The sequence below is a fragment of the Halopseudomonas pelagia CL-AP6 genome, assembly GCF_000410875.1.
Lineage (GTDB): Bacteria > Pseudomonadota > Gammaproteobacteria > Pseudomonadales > Pseudomonadaceae > Halopseudomonas > Halopseudomonas pelagia.
Window position 1 is genome coordinate 53,459 of record NZ_AROI01000005.1, and the last position, 17,861, is coordinate 71,319.

General features: G+C 54.5%; 13 protein-coding genes and 2 pseudogenes. 10 read left to right on the forward strand and 5 right to left on the reverse strand.

Features of this window, described 5'->3' with window-relative positions; translation table 11 throughout:
* Positions 1-14: 14 nt before the first annotated feature.
* The 5 genes and pseudogenes from K787_RS0103920 to K787_RS25455 form a co-directional block, all read left to right on the forward strand.
* Positions 15-3,116 carry an efflux RND transporter permease subunit gene (locus K787_RS0103920; RefSeq protein ID WP_022961488.1) on the forward strand — a complete coding sequence of 1,034 codons (3,102 nt, stop codon included), beginning with the start codon at positions 15-17 and terminating at the stop codon, positions 3,114-3,116.
* Positions 3,117-3,131: 15 nt separating this feature from the next.
* Positions 3,132-3,473, forward strand: coding sequence for a P-II family nitrogen regulator (locus K787_RS0103925; RefSeq protein WP_022961489.1), 342 nt, complete (start codon positions 3,132-3,134; stop codon positions 3,471-3,473).
* Between the two features lie 147 nt (positions 3,474-3,620).
* Entirely contained in the window at positions 3,621-4,529 is a 909-nt protein-coding gene (locus K787_RS0103930; RefSeq protein WP_022961490.1) for a cation diffusion facilitator family transporter, read from the forward strand.
* A gap of 99 nt (positions 4,530-4,628) precedes the next feature.
* Positions 4,629-4,936, forward strand: a pseudogene (locus K787_RS25450) (transposase); the annotation flags it as partial.
* Between the two features lie 77 nt (positions 4,937-5,013).
* Positions 5,014-5,767 (forward strand): annotated as a pseudogene (locus tag K787_RS25455) (transposase); the annotation flags it as partial.
* On the opposite strand, the gene K787_RS24225 reads toward K787_RS25455, so the two are convergent.
* Together K787_RS24225 and K787_RS22095 are read right to left on the reverse strand one after the other, a co-directional pair.
* Positions 5,739-5,942 (reverse strand): hypothetical protein, encoded by a 204-nt coding sequence (locus tag K787_RS24225; RefSeq protein ID WP_052185307.1) that lies wholly within the window; start codon positions 5,940-5,942, stop codon positions 5,739-5,741. The pseudogene K787_RS25455 and the gene K787_RS24225 sit on opposite strands and share 29 nt — an antisense overlap.
* A gap of 247 nt (positions 5,943-6,189) precedes the next feature.
* Positions 6,190-7,620 carry a tyrosine-type recombinase/integrase gene (locus K787_RS22095; RefSeq protein ID WP_022961494.1) on the reverse strand — a complete coding sequence of 477 codons (1,431 nt, stop codon included), beginning with the start codon at positions 7,618-7,620 and terminating at the stop codon, positions 6,190-6,192.
* A gap of 638 nt (positions 7,621-8,258) precedes the next feature.
* Between K787_RS22095 and K787_RS0103965 the strand changes: the two genes are divergently transcribed.
* Positions 8,259-9,269: an SLAC1 anion channel family protein gene (locus K787_RS0103965; RefSeq protein ID WP_201765092.1), complete on the forward strand. Its 1,011-nt coding sequence runs from the start codon at positions 8,259-8,261 to the stop codon at positions 9,267-9,269.
* 77 nt (positions 9,270-9,346) lie between these two features.
* On the opposite strand, the gene K787_RS0103970 is transcribed toward K787_RS0103965, so the two are convergent.
* Positions 9,347-12,850 (reverse strand): AAA domain-containing protein, encoded by a 3,504-nt coding sequence (locus tag K787_RS0103970; protein ID WP_022961496.1) that lies wholly within the window; start codon positions 12,848-12,850, stop codon positions 9,347-9,349.
* Between the two features lie 281 nt (positions 12,851-13,131).
* Here K787_RS0103970 and K787_RS0103975 point away from each other — a divergent pair, with 281 nt between their 5' ends.
* Positions 13,132-13,779: a c-type cytochrome gene (locus K787_RS0103975; protein ID WP_022961497.1), complete on the forward strand. Its 648-nt coding sequence runs from the start codon at positions 13,132-13,134 to the stop codon at positions 13,777-13,779.
* Complete coding sequence (locus K787_RS0103980; RefSeq protein ID WP_022961498.1) at positions 13,776-14,693, forward strand: c-type cytochrome; 918 nt, start codon at positions 13,776-13,778, stop codon at positions 14,691-14,693. The genes K787_RS0103975 and K787_RS0103980 overlap by 4 nt, the downstream gene beginning before the upstream one ends.
* 194 nt (positions 14,694-14,887) lie before the next feature.
* Here the strand turns inward: K787_RS0103980 and rnk are convergent, their stop codons facing one another.
* Positions 14,888-15,295, reverse strand: coding sequence for a nucleoside diphosphate kinase regulator (gene rnk, locus K787_RS0103985; protein ID WP_022961499.1), 408 nt, complete (start codon positions 15,293-15,295; stop codon positions 14,888-14,890).
* Between the two features lie 372 nt (positions 15,296-15,667).
* On the opposite strand from rnk, the gene K787_RS25945 reads away from it, so the two are divergent.
* Positions 15,668-15,754, forward strand: a complete 87-nt coding sequence (locus K787_RS25945; RefSeq protein ID WP_442345781.1) for a small membrane protein YohP — start codon at positions 15,668-15,670, stop codon at positions 15,752-15,754.
* Positions 15,755-15,761: 7 nt separating this feature from the next.
* On the opposite strand, the gene K787_RS0103995 is transcribed toward K787_RS25945, so the two are convergent.
* Positions 15,762-16,688 carry a LysR family transcriptional regulator gene (locus tag K787_RS0103995; protein ID WP_022961500.1) on the reverse strand — a complete coding sequence of 309 codons (927 nt, stop codon included), beginning with the start codon at positions 16,686-16,688 and terminating at the stop codon, positions 15,762-15,764.
* A 116-nt stretch (positions 16,689-16,804) separates the two neighbouring features.
* Here K787_RS0103995 and K787_RS0104000 point away from each other — a divergent pair, with 116 nt between their 5' ends.
* On the forward strand, positions 16,805-17,851 hold the full coding sequence (locus tag K787_RS0104000; protein WP_022961501.1) for an NAD-dependent epimerase/dehydratase family protein: 1,047 nt from the start codon (positions 16,805-16,807) through the stop codon (positions 17,849-17,851).
* Positions 17,852-17,861 lie beyond the last annotated feature (10 nt).

Genomic DNA, 17,861 nt, shown 5'->3' on the forward strand with positions numbered 1-17,861 from the left:
TTTAGGGGAACAGTATGCAAGGCATCATCCGTTTTGCGCTGGATAACCGGCTACTGGTAGTCACGTTAGCTCTGGCGACGCTTGTTGGGGGCTATTTCGCCTATCGTACTTTGCCGGTGGACGCTTACCCGGATATCTCGCCTGCACTTGTTCAAGTGTTTGTGGAAACTGAAGGATTGGCGCCAGAGGAGGTGGAAAAATACGTTACTTACCCGATCGAAAGTGCCATGAATGGGCTGCCCAAGCTTGATCATGTGCGCTCAATTTCCAACTTCGGTCTATCTGTTGTCAATATTTACTTTGAGGAGGGAACGGACATTTATTTCGCCCGGCAATTGGTGGGCGAACGACTTCAAATGGCTCGGGAGTCAATCCCCGAAGGCTTTGGTGAGCCGGTAATGGGGCCGATTACTACTGGGCTTGGGCAGATCCTGTTTTATGTGCTCGAGGACACCACGGGCCAATATAGCACTACCGAGCTGCGCGAGATTCAAGATTGGATCGTCAAGTTCAATTTGCAGACCGTCAAGGGCGTAACAGAGGTCTTATCTATTGGTGGTGAAGTAAAACAGTTTCAAGTCAATATTGAGCCGAACGCATTGCTCCGTTACGACGTCAGCTTGCCGGAAATCAAGGCGCGAATTGAAGCTAACAACGCCAATGCGGGCGCTCAGTTTATTGTCAAGAATGACGAGGAGTACATTGTGCGCTCGGTAGGTCTCGCCACAGACCTAGAGTCCTTGCGTAATATCGTGGTGAAGACCAATGACGGTACACCTGTATATCTGCATCAACTTGGCGACCTTGAAGTTGGCGGGGAAATTCGTCGTGGACTGACGACCAAAGATGGTAACGGCGAGGTGGTTGTTGGGATGGTATTGAAGCTGATTGGCAGCAATACCTCGAATGTCATCGGCGCTGTGAAGCAGGAGTTGGCGGCGATCAACGACAACCTTCCGGAAGGCATCGAAGTCCAGCCTTATTATGACCAGGCCACTCTGGTCAAGGCAGCTGTAACCACTGTAATGACTGCACTATTGCAAGGCATTATTCTGGTGGCCCTGGTGCTGTTGGCTTTTATGGGTGGGCTGAGGCCAAGTCTGGTCGTCGCACTGTCCATTCCATTTTCGGTAGGCTTTACCTTTATCGCGATGAAAATCTTTGGCATCTCCGCGAACCTGATGTCATTGGGCGGGCTTGCGATAGCAATAGGCATGATGGTTGATGGCGCGGTTGTTGTTGTTGAAAATGTGGATCGCATGTTGCGTGAGGCTCAACCTGATGAGTCTCGTATGCATATCGTAATGCGTGCCTGCCAGTCGGTCGCACGGCCGATCCTATTTGCAATCAGCATTATCATTATCGTATTTCTGCCGCTGTTTACCTTGCAGGGTGTAGAGGGCGCCACGTTCAAACCGCTGGCATATACGGTGGCGGTGGCAATGTTCGGATCGCTTATTTTTGCCTTGGTGATCGCGCCGGTGGTCGCTACGCTACTAATGAAGAGCCCCAAGGTGCGCGAAGACAAGCCACGCAAAGATATTGTCAGCTTTCTGCTCAAGGGCTATAAACCGCTGGTAGAGGCCATGGTCGCCCGCCGCTGGATCGCTTTGGTGCTGGCGGTGGTCGTTTTAGCCGTGGGCGCTGCAGTCGCGCCGCGTTTGGGGTCAGAATTCGTGCCGCGCCTTAACGAGGGTGACCTGTTGATCCGAGCCACCATGGCGCCTTCCATTTCTCTGGAAAAGGCTGAGACCACCATCACCGTCTTCGAACGGCAGCTGATGGAAGACTTTCCGGAGGTAACACAAGTGGTTTCGCGTATTGGCCGGGGTGAGGTGGGTGCACACGCTGATCCAGTGAACAACGCAGAAATATTCGTTGCTCTCAAGCCACAGGATGAATGGGTCAGCGCGGACACGTTGGACGGTTTGTATGCCGCGATGAGCGAGCGATTCGAAAGCTTCCCTGGTGCCAAGTTTAACTTCACCCAGCCTATCGCTGCGGCCGTAGATGAGTTGCTCACAGGCACGAAGGCCGAGCTCGCCGCCAAGCTATTTGGTGATGATCTCGATCTGCTGGTTGAAAAGGCCCAAGAAATCGAACAGGTGATGCGTACTGTAAACGGAGCCCAGGATGTTCAGCGTGATCAGATCGGTGGCACCCCGCAATTGCGCATTACGCTGGATCGAGCCGCCATTGCCCGCTATGGACTGAATGTTAGCGATGTTCACGACACGCTTAGTGTAGCCGTGGGAGGAAGTGAAGCGGGGCAGGTGTTCGAGGGTATTCGTCGTTTTGATATCTATGTCCGGCTAAAAAAGGAGGCGCGCAATGAGACGGAGGTCATTCGGCAATTGATTTTGGAGAACACCGCTGGGCAGCGAATCCCGCTGGAGGAGCTAGCAGCAATTGAAGAGGTGGTTGGGCCGAGGCAAATCACCCGGGAGAACAATCAACGCTTCATTACCATTCAGACCAACGTACGCGATCGGGACATAGGCTCCTTTGTAGCCGAAGCCGACGCGGCTATTGCCAAGCAGGTCGAATTGCCGCCCGGGTATTTTCTCAAATGGGGCGGCCAGTTTGAGCTTCAGCAACAGGCCAACAAACGGCTGATGATTGTGGTGCCGATTACCCTGGCGCTAGTTTTCGTGATGCTTTACGCAAACTTCGGCTCACTTCGTAATGCGTTGCTGATCATGCTTAATATTCCGTTGGCTTTGGTAGGGGGTATTGTAGGCTTGTGGATGACAGGGCAGAGCTTGTCGGTGCCCGCGTCGATTGGTTTCATCGCGCTGTTTGGTATCGCATTGGAGAATGGTTTGGTGCTGGTCAGTTATCTCAATGAGTTGGTCAGGGACGGCGTTTCCGTTGCTGAAGCCAGTGTTCGCGCGGCTTGCGCACGGCTACGTGCGGTAATCATGACTGCGGTAACAACGGCGCTCGGTCTATTTCCACTCCTATTTGCCAGTGGTACAGGCAGCGAAGTGCAACGGCCTCTGGCGACCGTCGTGGTCGGGGGGCTGGTGACGGCTACGATTCTCACCCTGTTGGTTATTCCAGCCCTGTATCAATGGTTCGCTGATAAACCAGATGATATCGGCGAAACGCGTTGAAAAGGAGATTACGTCATGCAAGAGATCAAAGCTTACATCAAGAACCACAAGCTTGAAGCGGTGACCCTCGCGCTGCATCGGGTAGAGGGTATCAGTGGTATGAGTGTGTCCGAGGTACGTGGTTTTGGACGAAGTAAAGCCCATACCAGCGCATCTAATCCAATTGACGGTACGGCAGATTTCGTCAAGCACGTTAAGATCGAAATCGTGTGCCACGACCAGTACGTGGACGAGGCGCTTGAGGTGCTGAAAGGTTTAGCCCATACAGGGCTTCGCGGCGACGGTCGTATCTTCGTCAGCGATGTCAGTCGGGCGATCCGGATTGAAGATGGTGTGGAAGACAACACAGTGGTGTGACTTCAATACCGTCGAGATTTTGTGGGTGGTAATCGAAAATACCCGCCCGGCAAATTGTCGGGCGATTTTCAAATAGCAATGAGCCTAGAATCCAGGTTTTGGAACACAAAAACGCTATCATCCTAAACCCATGTGGAGGTGGACCCTATGAGTCATGACCATACCCATATGTCTGGTGGGTCCAAAGACAAACGCGTTGCTATTGCCATCTGGGCTAACGGAATACTGACCATCGCTCAGATAGGGGGCGGGATCTTCGCCGGCAGTCTTGCGTTAATTGCGGACGCCCTACATAACTTTTCGGACATGGCTTCGTTAGTAATTGCTTATGCGGCTCGAAAGATAGCGCGCCGTCCCGCAGATGCAAAAATGACCTTCGGTTATGGTCGAATTGAGGTCGTTGCAGCGCTGATAAATTACACTTCATTGATTATTATCGGGTTTTACCTCGTTTACGAAGGCGGCATGCGCATTATTGATCCACCGGAAATAAAGGGCTGGTGGGTAGTCTGGCTGGGCGTTGTTGCGTTGACAGTCGATACATTGACCGCCGTGCTCACCTATTCTATGCAGAAAGATAGTGTCAACATTCGCGCTTTGTTTCTGCACAATCTTTCCGATGCACTTGCTTCTGTCGCCGTCATTATTGGCGGTGCCCTTATTCTGCTTTACGACCTACGTTGGGTTGATCCTGCAATCACGATAGGTATCGCCGGGTATGTGCTTTATCTAGGTTTTACCGAAATTGGTGGCACAGTCCGGACGCTGATGCTGGGAGTCCCGGTTGATCTGGATGTTGAGGTTGTCATTACCGCGCTCTCAAGGGTCGATGGTGTTATTGATCTACACCATGTGCATTTTTGGCAAATGGAGGAGCACAAGGCATCGCTGGAAGCTCATGTGGTCATCGAACAAAATGCATGGAATCACTTTGAAGAGATAAAGCGCGAGATAAAACAGCTTTTGAAGCAGGATTTCGATATAAAACACTCTACGCTGGAGTTCGAACATTCCGGCCATGTCGATATTGATTCGGAATTTTGTGAGCACGGTTAATCCGGCAGACTAATTGAAATCCGGAGCGCTGGTCGCCAAATAGCCATGTAAACTGCGCCCTGGCAGCAAACGCTCAGGCGCTGTAGTTCCCGTTACAGGCTGTTCAAGGCACTGTCCTGCGATACGGTCCCGCACTTCACTTCGCTAGCGAGCTTTCTCAGCGAAAATGCCGGAGCTATCGAAGCCGTATTTGAGCAGGTGCTACTGGTTTGTCATCAGCGGGTTTGCTGGGTAACGAGCTGTTTGCCATCGACAGTTACAAGACCTCATCCAATGCCGCCAAGGAGTGGTCAGGCACCTTCAAGGTATTGAAGGCCAAGCGCGACAAGTTACGCAAGCTGATACGCCACAATTTGGATGAACATCGTCAGCATGACTCCGCCGAGACGGAGGCCGAGATGGAACGGGCCTGACCTTTCCCCCAAAATCCGCGCCATGAACTCGATGAGATTTCCAGCTAACCTAGCAAGATGGAGATCTCGATATGAAGAAGACGCGATACACCGAAGAGCAAATCATTGGCGCTATCAAGGAGCATGAGGCCGGCGCCAAGGTCGACGACATCTGCCGCAAGCTCAGCATATCCAGTGGCACGTTCTACAACTGGCGGAGCAAATACGCCGGTTTGGAAGTGAACGAAGCGAAACGGTTGCGCGAGCTGGATTCAGAGAACAACAAGCTCAAAAAGCTCTTGGCAGACAAGCTGCTTGAAGTTGAGGCGATGAAGGACGTGCTCTCAAAAAAGTGGTAACGGCTGCAGGCCGAAAGGTAGCCGCCCGGCACTTGATTGAGCAGCACCGAGTCAGTGACCGGAGCGCCTGCCAGCTTGTAGGCATTTCCCGTAGCGCGTTTCGGTATCAAGCCAGGGCCAGGAATGACCATGCCTTGAGAGCGCAGCTCAGAGAGCTTGCTGCGCAGCAGTCAGCCTATGGCTATCTGTTTCTGCACAGCATGTTGAAGACCGAGGGCTTGGTGATCAACCGCAAGCGAACGTACCGGATATATACCGAGGAAAACTGCAGGTCCGCACCAGGCGACGTAAGAAGCTGCAGCGTCTTCGGCAACCACTTGAAGTCCCTAGGGCCGTCAACGAGCCTTGGTCTATGGATTTTGTCTCTGATCAGTTGGCTAATGGCCGCCGCTTCCGAGTGTTGAACGTGGTGGATGATTTCCTCCGCGAAATGATCGGACAGCTGGTAGCAGTATCAATCAGTGGGCGCCACGTGGCGCGTTTCCTGAGGTGTAGCCGCCAAAATCCGCAGCTATTTTTTCAAACCAATCGGCGTTGTCTCGGTTGAAACGCGCTTTATCTTCTGCCGTCATTGACGCCAGCAGCGCAATTTTTCGAGCTCGGTTTTCAGCCTTAATGCGGCAGCCCGCTTCAAAGCCAGCGGGAATCTTTTCAAATTTCACCGGTGCCGTCCCCCAACTCCTAACGTCCATCTCGGAATGTATTGCTGTTGTGGTTTTCGTATGCCGCTATGAGTTCTTGCGTTTGATGTCGAGCAGCCCGCTCAGCATAACCCTCATTGAGAGTAGCCGCGTGATCAAAGTGCAGGATGCTGCACTTTTCTTGATGAAGTGAATGGAAAGTGCAGCATCGTTCACATTCCGGTTCGTATGGGGTGTGAAAGCGGTTGCTGATGCGTTCTGGCAGCTTTCAACTGATCTTAGGCTCTGACAATACGACTTCCCGGCCTCCGACCATGATGGTGCGAGGCGTATTGGGCTCGATCTCAGCGGGTTTCGCTTTGCTTTTATTAACCTGAGGCGCTTCTTGGCCGTAAACCTTGATCCAATTCTTGTGGCCAAAGGCCTCTTTGAACAGATCGAGCAAGTATGCGTGCCAGTCGTTCAAGGCAGTCGCTTTTTCGTCGAAGTAGGCATACCTGTCGTAAATCGCGTCCACGCTCAAATCGGCGTGGTTCAGAATCCTGCCCCTTATATCTTTGCCTAGGCCCCGGCCGGACATATGGGTTGTAGCGGTTCTGCGTAAATCGTGAGCAGTGGGCCTTGGGTATCCTTCAGCAATGCGCAGCAAGCCTTCCGATTTTACTAGGTCGGAGTTGGCGACATAGGTGTCATAAAGCCTGCGCATTGCTCGGTTTAAAGAAGGCTGGGTCTGGTGGGATGTCCGGTCTCTTCCAGGTAAAACCCAGGGGCTCGGTTCTTCGATATTGCCGTTCTTTTCAAGTTTTACCGCTTGAAGATGATGGAGGTGCTGCAGGATCTTGCTCACAGGGAAGGATAGGGGAGTCGCGATTGGGTTGTTGTTTTTCTCGAAACTGCCGGATCTGTCCCAAATCCCTTGGTCAAAATCCAGGTCTACCCAGCGCATGGCCGCGATAGTCCCCGAACGCTGCGCAAGCATCAATGAAAGCAATAGCGCGAAACGAGTGGCGACGGTGATCGTGGGGCTCGCTAAACGTTTTAAAAACCACACAATTTCATGCCGGTTGAGAGCTCGCTCTCTGGGCGTTTCTTTCGCGATGCTTTTCATCTTTACCAGTGGTGTGGCTTCGATAATGTCGCGCTCTACGCAGAAATTGAACAGCTTCCGAACTACTGCTTGCAGGCGGTTCGCTGCGACTGGAGCGGTTTTGGCCTTGTCATCCAGTAGAGCCAGAATCTGTTTGCGTTTAACGTCTTGGAGTTTCATGTCCCCAATCGACTTTACAAAATCGTTTTTGAGCATTCGCTCGTCTTCTTTCCAAGATTTTTTGTTGGCTTTGGCCCATACGAGGTAAGTATCCACCGCATCAGCTACGGAAGGGCTTGTGCGGTACTCGAACAGTTCGAGAGTTTTTTTCTTACCCGGATCGATACCTTGCTCTACCAACTGGGCAGCATGCGTTGACTTCGCTCGGGCATCCGCCAATGACATTTTTGGATAGGAGCCTAAAGTCAGCCTCCTTGGCTTGCCATGAAAGCTGTATAGCAGAATGTACGCAATTGACCTCTTGTTAACCCGTACGCCAAAAGTCCCCTGGCCATAAACAGGAGGGTCGAGGAATTCTTGGCGGGGGTTCTTCGGGTCATATTTCAGCCGCTTCAGAAAATGTTCTTTCAATGCAGAGCGATTGCTGCTCATGGCCGATCCTTTTTGGGGTAGGTTTCGGGTAGGAGTTTAGCGTTTCGGGTAGGATTGGGGTAGGAGTTTGACCATTTTTCTTTCGTGGTTATATATTGCCTGTTTTGGGCGTTACGGCGAATAAATCGTTTAGGAACATGAGGTTGGGATGGATTGATTTTGGGATATGGTCTCTAAGAGCCTCTGATTCCGTAGCAATAACACTGACTTGTAATCAGTAGGTCCCGAGTTCGACTCTTGGTGCCGGCACCATTTTGAAAGGCCCTCTCGAAAGAGAGGGCCTTTTTTTTGCTCACAGTTTCACCTTTTACCTGCACGAGCTTGGGTAGGGGGGTATGGCTAGGATAACGCGCCGCGCTCTGGCAAGTTTGGCTTTAAGCCCGCAACGGGTCTGGTCCTCAATGTAAATTTAGTTGGTGAACTGTTTCTTCGTCAGCAGGAAAATACAGCTGTCCGGTTTTTAATCCCTGGAGGTCGCTGCCAGGGAATGAAAGTGACTTTGTCACTGAAGGACACTCTGTAGTGGAGTAGCTTGGACATGGGATTTATCGATTAACGAACGACGTCACGCCCGGTCAGACACTGAACCCCGAGATGCGCACGTTCACGTTATGAGTGTGTAGGCTTGAGTTGGTCGGGTGGCCTCTGGACAACTCGGGTCGATTCCAGGAACTGGAGGTGAACGGATGACCAAGATACAGCCTTCCCGATTGCAGAATTTTCCGATCTCGTGGTTCGCGGTGGTGATGGGGATGAGCGGTTTCAGCATCGCCTGGCACCGTGCGGAAACCTTGCTGGGACTGTCAGTGAGCCCGAGCCCGATTCTGCTCGGGGTGACCATTGCTGCGTTTGTCATTCTCTTGGTGCTCTACCTGAGCAAGATCCTGAAGTATCCCGAGCAGGTAAAAGCCGAGTTGGCCCATCCGGTGAAGCTGAACTTTTTCCCTACCATCTCCATTGGCCTGATTTTAATAAGCGTTGCTCTTCTGCCTTACACTAACGAGCTTTCCCTGATGTGTTGGGCTATTGGCGCAGCACTGCATCTTGGCTTTACGCTTTATGTCCTATCGGCCTGGCTACACCAGACCCACTTTGAGATTACCCACATTAATCCGGCCTGGTTTATCCCCATCGTCGGCAATATTCTGGTGCCCATTGCAGGCGTACGGCATGCATCTGCGGAAATCTCGTGGTTTTTCTTCAGTATCGGGCTGGTGTTCTGGCTGGTGCTGCTGACCATCATTTTTTACCGGATGTTCTTTCATCAGCCGCTGCCGGCCAAGCTATTGCCGACACTGTTCATCCTGATCGCACCACCAGCGGTGGGTTTTATCTCGTGGTTCCAGCTTGTCGGAGAGATCGATTCCTTTGGTCGCATTCTTTACTACGTGGCAATCTTCCTGACGTTGATGTTGTTGACCCAGGTGAAAAGGTTTCTACGGCTGGAGTTCTTCCTGTCATGGTGGGCTTACTCTTTCCCCATGGCCGCGATCACCATTGCGACTTTTCTCATGTACGAGCAGTTGCAGCTGCCCTTCTTCAAGTGGCTCGGCGTAACACTCTTGGGGCTGTTAACGATCCTCATCGCTATGTTGATCGGCAAGACCGCCAAGGCGGTGCAGCGCCGGGCGATCTGCATTGAGGATTAGCGGGCATCTTCTATGGTCAGCCCCCATGTTTAATCGCAGTTGAACAGTGCGCTGTCAGCCCTGATGCGGCCTCAACATCAGGGCGGCCCGTGCGTCACCCGTTGAGCTAAACTAGTGCGGTTGATTGCAAGTTCTCCGTTTACATCCGGGCCACGATAGACCATGGATGTTTCATGGTGCACATAGTCGCCGTAGCGTTGCGCGCTCAGCCAGTTGAATGAGCCGATACACAGCAGCTCTTCATCGGCCATAACGATTTTGCTATGCACCTTGTTGACCACGCACACCTGAACATTAGATGCTTTCAGCGTGGCGATCGCCTGCTTGAATTCGGCAATTCTCTGGGGGTCACCCTCAGGCTGGGTGCGCTTGATGCCCGTGTTGAAACCCAGGTCGGTATACACCACCACCTGGACGCCACGTTGCACGGTATTGCCCATGAGTTCCAGGGCACCGCTTTCCTGCATCCAGCGCAACACCACCCAGGGCGTCACGATCTGAACCTGATGGCGAGCCGTTTCCAGCGTTTGCATTAGAAACTGATCATGCTCTTCAACGTCATGCAGGTAACTCAGCCCAGTACTCGGCGTTTGTAAGTCTTGCCTGGGTTGATAATCGAAAATCAGTTCGTTCGCCGAATCCGAGAACAGGAACTGGGACAGTCGACCGCGCGGCTTGCTGATGGGCAACTGGCTGAACAAGTCCATGTCGCCGAATACCAGGAAGCTGTCTTTGGCCCGAGAGACGGCCACGTTAAGCATGCTGTCCTTGCGGTCGATGAACGCACCGTCGGCATGTTTGGAATAGACCGCCGAGAAGATCACCACCGGCCGCTCGGCACCCTGGAAGGAGTGAACCGTGCCGACAGTCATCTGGCCATCGCCTTTACCGGTGTTGATGCCTAGTGCTGCGCAGGCCTGGACGATGGCTTGCGTCTGTGCGCCGAACGGCGTGATCACGCCAATGATTTCCCATAGCTCTTTGTTGTAGTGATCTTTCAGCTCGGCTTGATTTGCTTGAATCCACGCAGCGATCGTCTGCGCCTCCAGCAGGTTCTGACGGCTACCGCCATTGCTCTGCTGACACATGCCGTCCACATGCAGGTAGCCCAGGCCTGGCAAACCCCCGTTCGGTTTTGGACCTCGTCGCGGTTGCAGTTTGCCCTTGTAGCAGAGGGCATTGCAGTACTCGATGATCGAGTCGTAGCAGCGGCGGTGCTCGTACAGATACATGCCCCGCGCGAGGTCAGGATCATAGTGATACCGGCTGGTAGCCTGGGCGATGGCCATGACGCTGCCGTTGGCCGCGCTACGGCCGCTAGCGCAAAAGGCAGCGTAGTCGTCATCGACGTTGTCGTGCGAGAGCAGGCCGGCGCTCATCAGGTTGCCGATATCAACCGCAGCGGGGATCGACCAGATGGGTTCGATCTGCTCGGTGTCGCCGATCACCAGGGCCTGCTTGGCGAGTGCGAACGATGCTGCGGCGACTTCAGGCAGAACTTGGCCGGCTTCATCGACGATTAGCAGATCAATTAAATTCAGTGCGTAATCATCGACGAAGCTATTACCATCGTGCCGCTTGCAGTGCAGTTCCTTCGGTAACCTGAAGAAGGTGGCGACCACGCAGGGTGTGAGCTTCATCCAGCGCCGCCAGTTCTTTTCCAAGGTCTTGCGCCCCGTTTTGCCACGGCTTTTGAGAATCTCTGGTAGGCTTTCGGCGACCTCCATGAGCCAGCGGCCTTCCCAGTAGTGGGTGGTTAGCAGGAAGATTTCAAACCGCAGAGAAGTGTCCGCCCAGCCGTCGCAGTCGTTGAGGGTGATCTGCGCAGCAGGCTTGTCGGCCGGGGTCGGCAGAGCAGCGATCGCGGTCTGCCAATTCAATAGCTGACGTTGCTCGGTCTGCAGCCGTTCTCGCGCTTGCTGCAGCTGGGCTTCGAGTGTTTTCTGGGTTTTGCTGGCTTGCGCGACAGTGGTTGTCAGTCGGGTTTCGATTTCGCCAACGCTGGTGGCGTCTTGCAGTTCGGAGTCGATTTCGTCGAGGTGTAGTTTCGCCAGGCGCAGACGTTTGGCCGCGACCGGACCTAGCCAGCCAAATAGCGTGTAGAGCAGCGGTTCATGGGCCAGGTGGTGCTTAAATATGTTCAGACGCGCTTGCGCGTTTGCAAGTTGCTTGGCCTGGTTAAGGTGCTGTTCGTCGAGACGCGCAATGCCTGCCTGCGGATCGTCGCCGAGCCGCTCCTGGACAGCCTTGCGGGCGCTGGTCAATTCGGTCCAGGCATGCTCGATGTTGGTCAGTTGCTGCTGCCTTGAGCGGATTGCGGCCTGGAGCTGTTTGACCGTGCCGTGGACGCTTGGGCTTGGATCTTCCGGGAAAGCGCAAGCGGCGTGGGCGAGATAGGCTTGTTGCGCCTTGTCCAGATAGTCTTGCGACTCGAGCCCAGTGAAAAAGCTTTTGGTCTGGTAGCTGCGCGCCATGTCTGCTTCGGCCGAGGATTTGGGAAAGTAAGCGCCAAAGCTTTTGATATCTGGCAGCCAGCGCCCGGCAAAGGGGCCGCTACCTTCTGAGAAGTCCTTGCCAAAGGCTTTGATAATGTTGGTCACAGCCTGGTTGTTGGTGGAGCTGGCGACGATGACCGGTGGCTCCCCACCGGCTGCGGCGGCCTTGGCCCAGAGCGATGCGACAACCGAAAGCAGCAAAGTGGTTTTACCGGTACCCGGCGGCCCGTTTACGGCCAGTACATCCCCCGCCTGAGCGACGAGCAGGTGAGCCAAGCCATCACGCTGGGCAGGCGCCAAAGCATATAGGTCCCCGGCATGGCCAAGGCGCGTGGCGAACTGGCTGTTGCCCGGCAAGCAGGGTTCGTCGGGGCTAGGCTCACGCTGTGCGAAGCGCTCGAATAGCGGGGCCTTGGGCTTGCTGTCACGCAAGTGGTCATACAGACAGACGATATTGCGACTGAAGCCGTCCGCTTGTTCTTCCTTGAACAGATAGCCGAAATCGGCTAGTTCGAAGCCATTCTCCGCCCCATCCCAACCACTGCTGACCTGGCGGAACATCTTCATGCAGAACTGCAGATAGGTATTCCACATGGCGCGCTGCTCGTCGGCGCTTAGTTCTGCCCCTTCGGCGGAAGAATCGAACTGCGAGACGTTTTCGGCGGACAAGAACGTGTCCAGGTCGGCTTGGGTGCCAATGGCGAAGCTGTCGCGGTCCAGTGGTTCGAGAATGTCGCGGGGCATCAGCGTTTGTGCGGTTGGATAAAGACGACCATCGCGGGTAACTAATACTCGGCAGACAACCGGAGTTATTACCGCAGGTACACCGTTGCGGGCTTTGCGGTGCTCCAGGCGTGACTGGTAAACCCAGGGGCGCAGGGTGATTTCAACGCTGGGCAATTCAGCGGGTTCGTTGGCGAATAACGGACTCACCTGCTCTGCTGGTACGCAGCCTGCAGTTAAGGCCTCAGGGGTTAAGGCCGTTAGCTTTTCGGCTTGGCTGGTGGATAAGGCACCGTTGCCATTTTCGGCATCGGCTAGGGAGTTACGCCAGTAGTTTGCGAGCTTGAAGGTATAGTCGTTCATCATCCTGAATCAATGCAGACCGTGACTCACTGTAACGGTCGATGGGTGAAAAATGGGCGGCTAGGGTAGCCTGTTAGGTAGGGCTGGCCAACCAGGGGCATGCTGCGGGTCGGTGACTGCTAAGCGCCGTCTGGGCGAAAGGGCTATGCTACAAGTTATAGGGTCAAGTCTGCACTCCTGCATGCCAAATAAATTACCCAGTCTTTATCAGTTGAACCTTGGCTAATAGGCGGTAGAGCGGGTGTGGGCACTGAAGTTAAAACAAATAACAAGAGGCTTTTATGAACGTCTTTCGCGGGTTCTTCGGGTTGCTCTTTGCGGTAGCAACAGTCCAGGCCCACGCCGTCGATCCGGCATCTGTGTATATAAAAGGCGGAGCCAATCCCGCTGCGATGGCATGTGTCACCTGTCATGGAGCAGATGGCGAGGGGCTGGCTGCAGCGGGATTTCCTCGGCTTAGTGGCCTGTCCGCCGAATACATGAAAAAGCAGCTGGCCGATTTCGCTTCTGGTAAGCGCGCTAACCCGATCATGCAGCCTATCGCGGCCGCCTTGAGCGCTGAAGAATCACAGGCCGTTTCGGCTATGCTGGCCGACAAACCAGGGCCGGCAGTCGAACGAATCGGCCGCGCAGCTTTGGTTGAGGGGCTTGGCGAGACCCTGGCATTGCGCGGCGCCTGGGAACGCAATATTCCTGAGTGCGTCGCCTGCCACGGACCGAGCGGGGTTGGCGTCGGCGATGCCTTTCCTCCGCTGGCTGGGCAGTCGACCCAGTATCTGTCCGCGCAGCTTAATGCCTGGCGCCAGGGTACTCGCAAGAACGATCCCAACGACTTGATGGGGCACATTGCCCGCAAGCTGAGCGACGCCGAGATCAAGGCGGTCTCGGACTACTTTGCCAGCTTGACCGAAACAGGAGCTGGAAGATGAAAGCTTATTCAAGCGCCTTTCTGCTGCTCGCGCTGGCGATGCCCGCTTATGCTGATGACATTGCCATGGAAGATCAGTCGCAGATCCCTACCGCTGCGGCGGAACTGGCGAGCGAGCATTATTTCCAGCCCCCGCTAGAAAGTGAGCTGCCAGACAACGCCTATGGAAAGCTGGTTCAGGAAGGGCGGGCGCTATTTGTGGATACTAAAAATCGAGCCCCGGAACACGTAGGCAACGGTCTCAGCTGCGCCAACTGCCACCTTGATCAAGGGCGCAAAGCCAACTCCGCGCCGCTCTGGGGGGCATACACCATGTACCCGGCGTATCGGAGCAAGAACGATAAAGTGAATAGCTACGCTGATCGCATACAAGGTTGCTTTCAATTCAGCATGAATGGGAAAGCACCGGCAGCTGATGGGCCCATTATTGCAGCGCTGTCGGCGTATTCGTACTGGCTTGCTACGGGCGCACCGACCGGCCAGGAGTTGCCGGGGCGTGCCTATCCGGAAGTACCTGAGCCCGAGGGGGGATATGACCTTGTAAAGGGCGAGCAGATCTACGCGGCACAGTGCGCGGTCTGTCATGGAGAAAGTGGCGAGGGACAGAAGTCGGGCGAAGACTTTGTTTTCCCGCCGCTGTGGGGCGCGGATTCGTTCAACTGGGGCGCTGGCATGCATCGGATTAACACCGCCGCTGCCTTTATCAAGGAGAGCATGCCGTTGGGCAAGGGCGGCACCTTGTCGAATGAAGACGCCTGGCACGTGGCGGCTTTCATGAATAGCCATGAACGGCCACAGGATCCGCGGCTGGTTGATGGATCGGTGGAAAAAACCCGCGATAAATACCACGCCAATGACGGGGTGAATTTATATGGCAAGACCGTAAACGGGCAGATGCTCGGCAAAGGTCTATAGCTTGGCTGAGGGGGTTGCCCGTTCGATCTGGCTCTTGGTTCTGCCCTGCTGGAGCCAATTGGCAGGGCGGCGCCGAATCATTCCCCGCAAAGGCTTGCGGATGACAGGGCGCTGCTGCTTGGAGTCAAGACGCTGACAACGGAGCCCCTGCTGGCGCAGACCGAGTCAGTCACTTTGCGTTAGCCCTAGCCCGCTTAGAGATCATATTCCTGGTGGGCCTCAGGCTGGTAAGGGATATCCAATACTTTCAGCTTCAGCGGCCGGCATTGGGGTGACGTCCATTCAATACTCTGACCAATCTTGAGCCCGAGGATAGCCGTGCCGACCGGGGCGAGAACGGAGACGGTATCAGGATTGCCAGCGTTGTGTGGGTACACCAGCGTTACCAGAAATTCACGCGCAGTAGTCTCATCCAGTAGGCGCACGGTGGAGTTCATGGTTATGACGTTGGGCTGGATGCGCTTATGGCTGACGATGCGTGCGCGGGCGATTTCGTTTTCCAGTGTTTCCAATATATCCACCGGGTATTTCATCGGATCCAGCAGTTTGTCGAGACGCTGAACGTCCAGTTTGGTCAGGGTGATCTGGGGCATGGTATTCATGGTGTGGCTTCTTCTTTAGTCTGTTACGGCTTGATTCAGGCAGGCGCTCAGGCTGCGTGCCCTAGTGGCTGAGCGCAGGTTCTGGAGTGTCTGATTCTGATAGGACAATACGGGAGTGGCGCAGCCGGGTACGCGAACGCGCCCCGGCTTAAATGAGGAAGTCCTGAGGTGTTCTGTGTGCAATCAGGGGGTAATTCATGTCTGTGGTGCGTGTTCCTGTAGTAGTAGCTCTACCATAATCAATCTGCCGGTGAATGCAAGCCTGGCGCAACAGTGGCATCGCCAGTGCCCGTACTGCCGTTCGGGAGCTGGGGAACGATGGGTCTTATAGCGAGTCCTAATGAAGAGCCATTAAAAACCAGGAGTTTGATTATGTTGAAGTTTCTTGCCAGTACAGTCGGTATCATTTTTCTGATCGGCCTGGCCGTTGTCATCGGTTTGTTGATGTTGATTTTCTGAGTTCGGATTAGACGTTTTGCGGCACGGAGTGCCGCTCTTCTGCCACGCGCTCATCTTCCAGCACATGCCTGCGCAGCATCTGCGCTGCTGGTGAGAGCGTATGGCCCGCTCGGCTTACCAGCCCATAGGCGGAGGTCTGTTGGAAGATGCCAATCTCTAGCGGCAAGATACTTAACCTACCTGCAGCTACGTCCTCTGCCACCACGTCCCAGAAAGCCATGGCGAGTACGTCGCTCTGCGCGACCAGCGCCTTGAGCACCATAAAATTATCGCACTGAATACTGATCGGCTGTTCTCGCCCGCTAAGGCTATTCAGTTCGTGGGCTATTTTGTGTGGCAACTGGGTCGCGGCGAGTGGGTAGGCGAACAGCTCTTCAAGCTTGAGTGTGGAGCGCTTGGTCAGCGGGTGATCAGGTCGGCAGCAGATTACGCCCTTGTGCCGGCTGAGTGCTTCGATATGCAGCAGCGGGTCGTGCTCCAGATCGCGGATATCCGCAACAAAGAGTTCCAGGTCGTCATTCAACAGACGCGTACGCAGCCCCCTCCAATTATCGATCAGCAAGGTCATCCGTACCCGTGGATAGGCTCGGGCAAGCTTGCCCATCGCTTGGGGCACCAGGCGAGCCGCAGGATAGGGCCCGCTACCCAGCAATAGTTCGCCTGCTTCCAGATTACCTAGTTGGCTCACAGCATTTTTCAATGCGTGGCTGCCTGCCAATAGCCGTTGCGCATGCTCGAGTACCAACTGGCCATGCGCTGTCAGGCTGATGCCGCGGCTGTGGCGGTCAAGCAGGCGGCAATCCAGACTCGATTCCAGCGCTTGTATGCTGCGGCTTAAAGCGGGTTGGCTAAGATGCACCGCTTCGGCGGCGCGGGCGAAGTTGCCATGCTCTGCCAAGGCGGCAAAATGACGTAACTGCTGTAAGTTATTCATGCATTCTATGCCTTTCGTCGGAAATTGCTTTGTTCATAAGATAGCTCTTGACCTAAATGGATTGTTAGATTCATTTATAAGATGTTTCAAAATATGAACTGCTCAAGGAAGGCTGCATGAAAATGCTAGTGCTGGGTAATCTAGGATACGTAGGACCTTCGGTGGTACGGGAATTGGCTCAGCGTCATCCCCAGGCGCAGATCGACGGGTACGACAATGCGTATTTTGCGCACTGCCTGACCGGTGCTATCAGTGCACCCGAGCGTTATCTGAGTCAACAATTCTTTGGTGATGTGCGCTCCATAGCGGCAGACATGCTGCAAGGCTACGATGCTGTCGTGCAACTGGCTGCCGTATCCAATGATCCGATGGGCAACCGCTTCGCAGCCGTGACTCAGGAGATCAATCAGGATGCCACCCTGGCTATTGCTCGTGCCTGTGCTGCGGCAGGTGTTGGCAATTTCGTTTTCGCTTCCAGTTGCAGCGTGTATGGCGTAGCCGACGGCGCGCCGCGCCGCGAGACCGATCCGGTTGCACCTATGACCGCTTACGCCAAGTCCAAGATCGGCTCCGAACAGGCGCTGGCTGAAATAGAGAGCGACATGGTAATCACCTGCCTGCGCTTTGCTACCGCTTGCGGCATGTCCGACCGCCTGCGGCTGGATCTGGTGCTCAATGATTTCGTTGCCTGTGCACTAAGCGAAGGCCGGATTACGGTGCTCAGTGATGGCTCACCGTGGCGACCTTTGATCGATGTTGCGGACATGGCGCGTGCGATCGACTGGGCTGTGCAGCGTAAAGCCGATACCGGTGGCCGGTTTCTGACCGTCAACACCGGGTCCGATTCGCGCAATCATCAAGTGCGTGATCTGGCGGCGGCGGTGGCTGACGCAGTGCCTGGCACTACGGTCAGTATTAATACCGATGCGCCAGTCGACAGCCGTTCCTACAAAGTCGATTTCAGCCTGTTCGCCCGTCTGGCGCCGGATCATCAACCGTTGATGAGCTTGTCCGACTCGATCGAGCGTCTGGTCGAAGGTCTCACGCGCATGAAGTTCAACGACGCTGACTTTCGCTCATCACCGCTGATGCGCCTGCATGTGCTGCAAAGTCATATTGCACAACAGCGGCTGTCAGAGGATCTGGTCTGGCTTAAGCAATAACCGTTCTATC

Coding starts and splice junctions, on each gene's coding strand:
- K787_RS0103920 (WP_022961488.1), top strand. CDS start 15: ATGCAAGGCATCATCCGTTTTGCGCTGGATAACCGGCTACTGGTAGTC.
- K787_RS0103925 (WP_022961489.1), top strand. CDS start 3,132: ATGCAAGAGATCAAAGCTTACATCAAGAACCACAAGCTTGAAGCGGTG.
- K787_RS0103930 (WP_022961490.1), top strand. CDS start 3,621: ATGAGTCATGACCATACCCATATGTCTGGTGGGTCCAAAGACAAACGC.
- K787_RS22095 (WP_022961494.1), bottom strand. CDS start 7,620: ATGAGCAGCAATCGCTCTGCATTGAAAGAACATTTTCTGAAGCGGCTG.
- K787_RS0103970 (WP_022961496.1), bottom strand. CDS start 12,850: ATGAACGACTATACCTTCAAGCTCGCAAACTACTGGCGTAACTCCCTA.
- K787_RS0103975 (WP_022961497.1), top strand. CDS start 13,132: ATGAACGTCTTTCGCGGGTTCTTCGGGTTGCTCTTTGCGGTAGCAACA.
- K787_RS0103980 (WP_022961498.1), top strand. CDS start 13,776: ATGAAAGCTTATTCAAGCGCCTTTCTGCTGCTCGCGCTGGCGATGCCC.
- rnk (WP_022961499.1), bottom strand. CDS start 15,295: ATGAATACCATGCCCCAGATCACCCTGACCAAACTGGACGTTCAGCGT.
- K787_RS25945 (WP_442345781.1), top strand. CDS start 15,668: ATGTTGAAGTTTCTTGCCAGTACAGTCGGTATCATTTTTCTGATCGGC.
- K787_RS0103995 (WP_022961500.1), bottom strand. CDS start 16,688: ATGAATAACTTACAGCAGTTACGTCATTTTGCCGCCTTGGCAGAGCAT.
- K787_RS0104000 (WP_022961501.1), top strand. CDS start 16,805: ATGAAAATGCTAGTGCTGGGTAATCTAGGATACGTAGGACCTTCGGTG.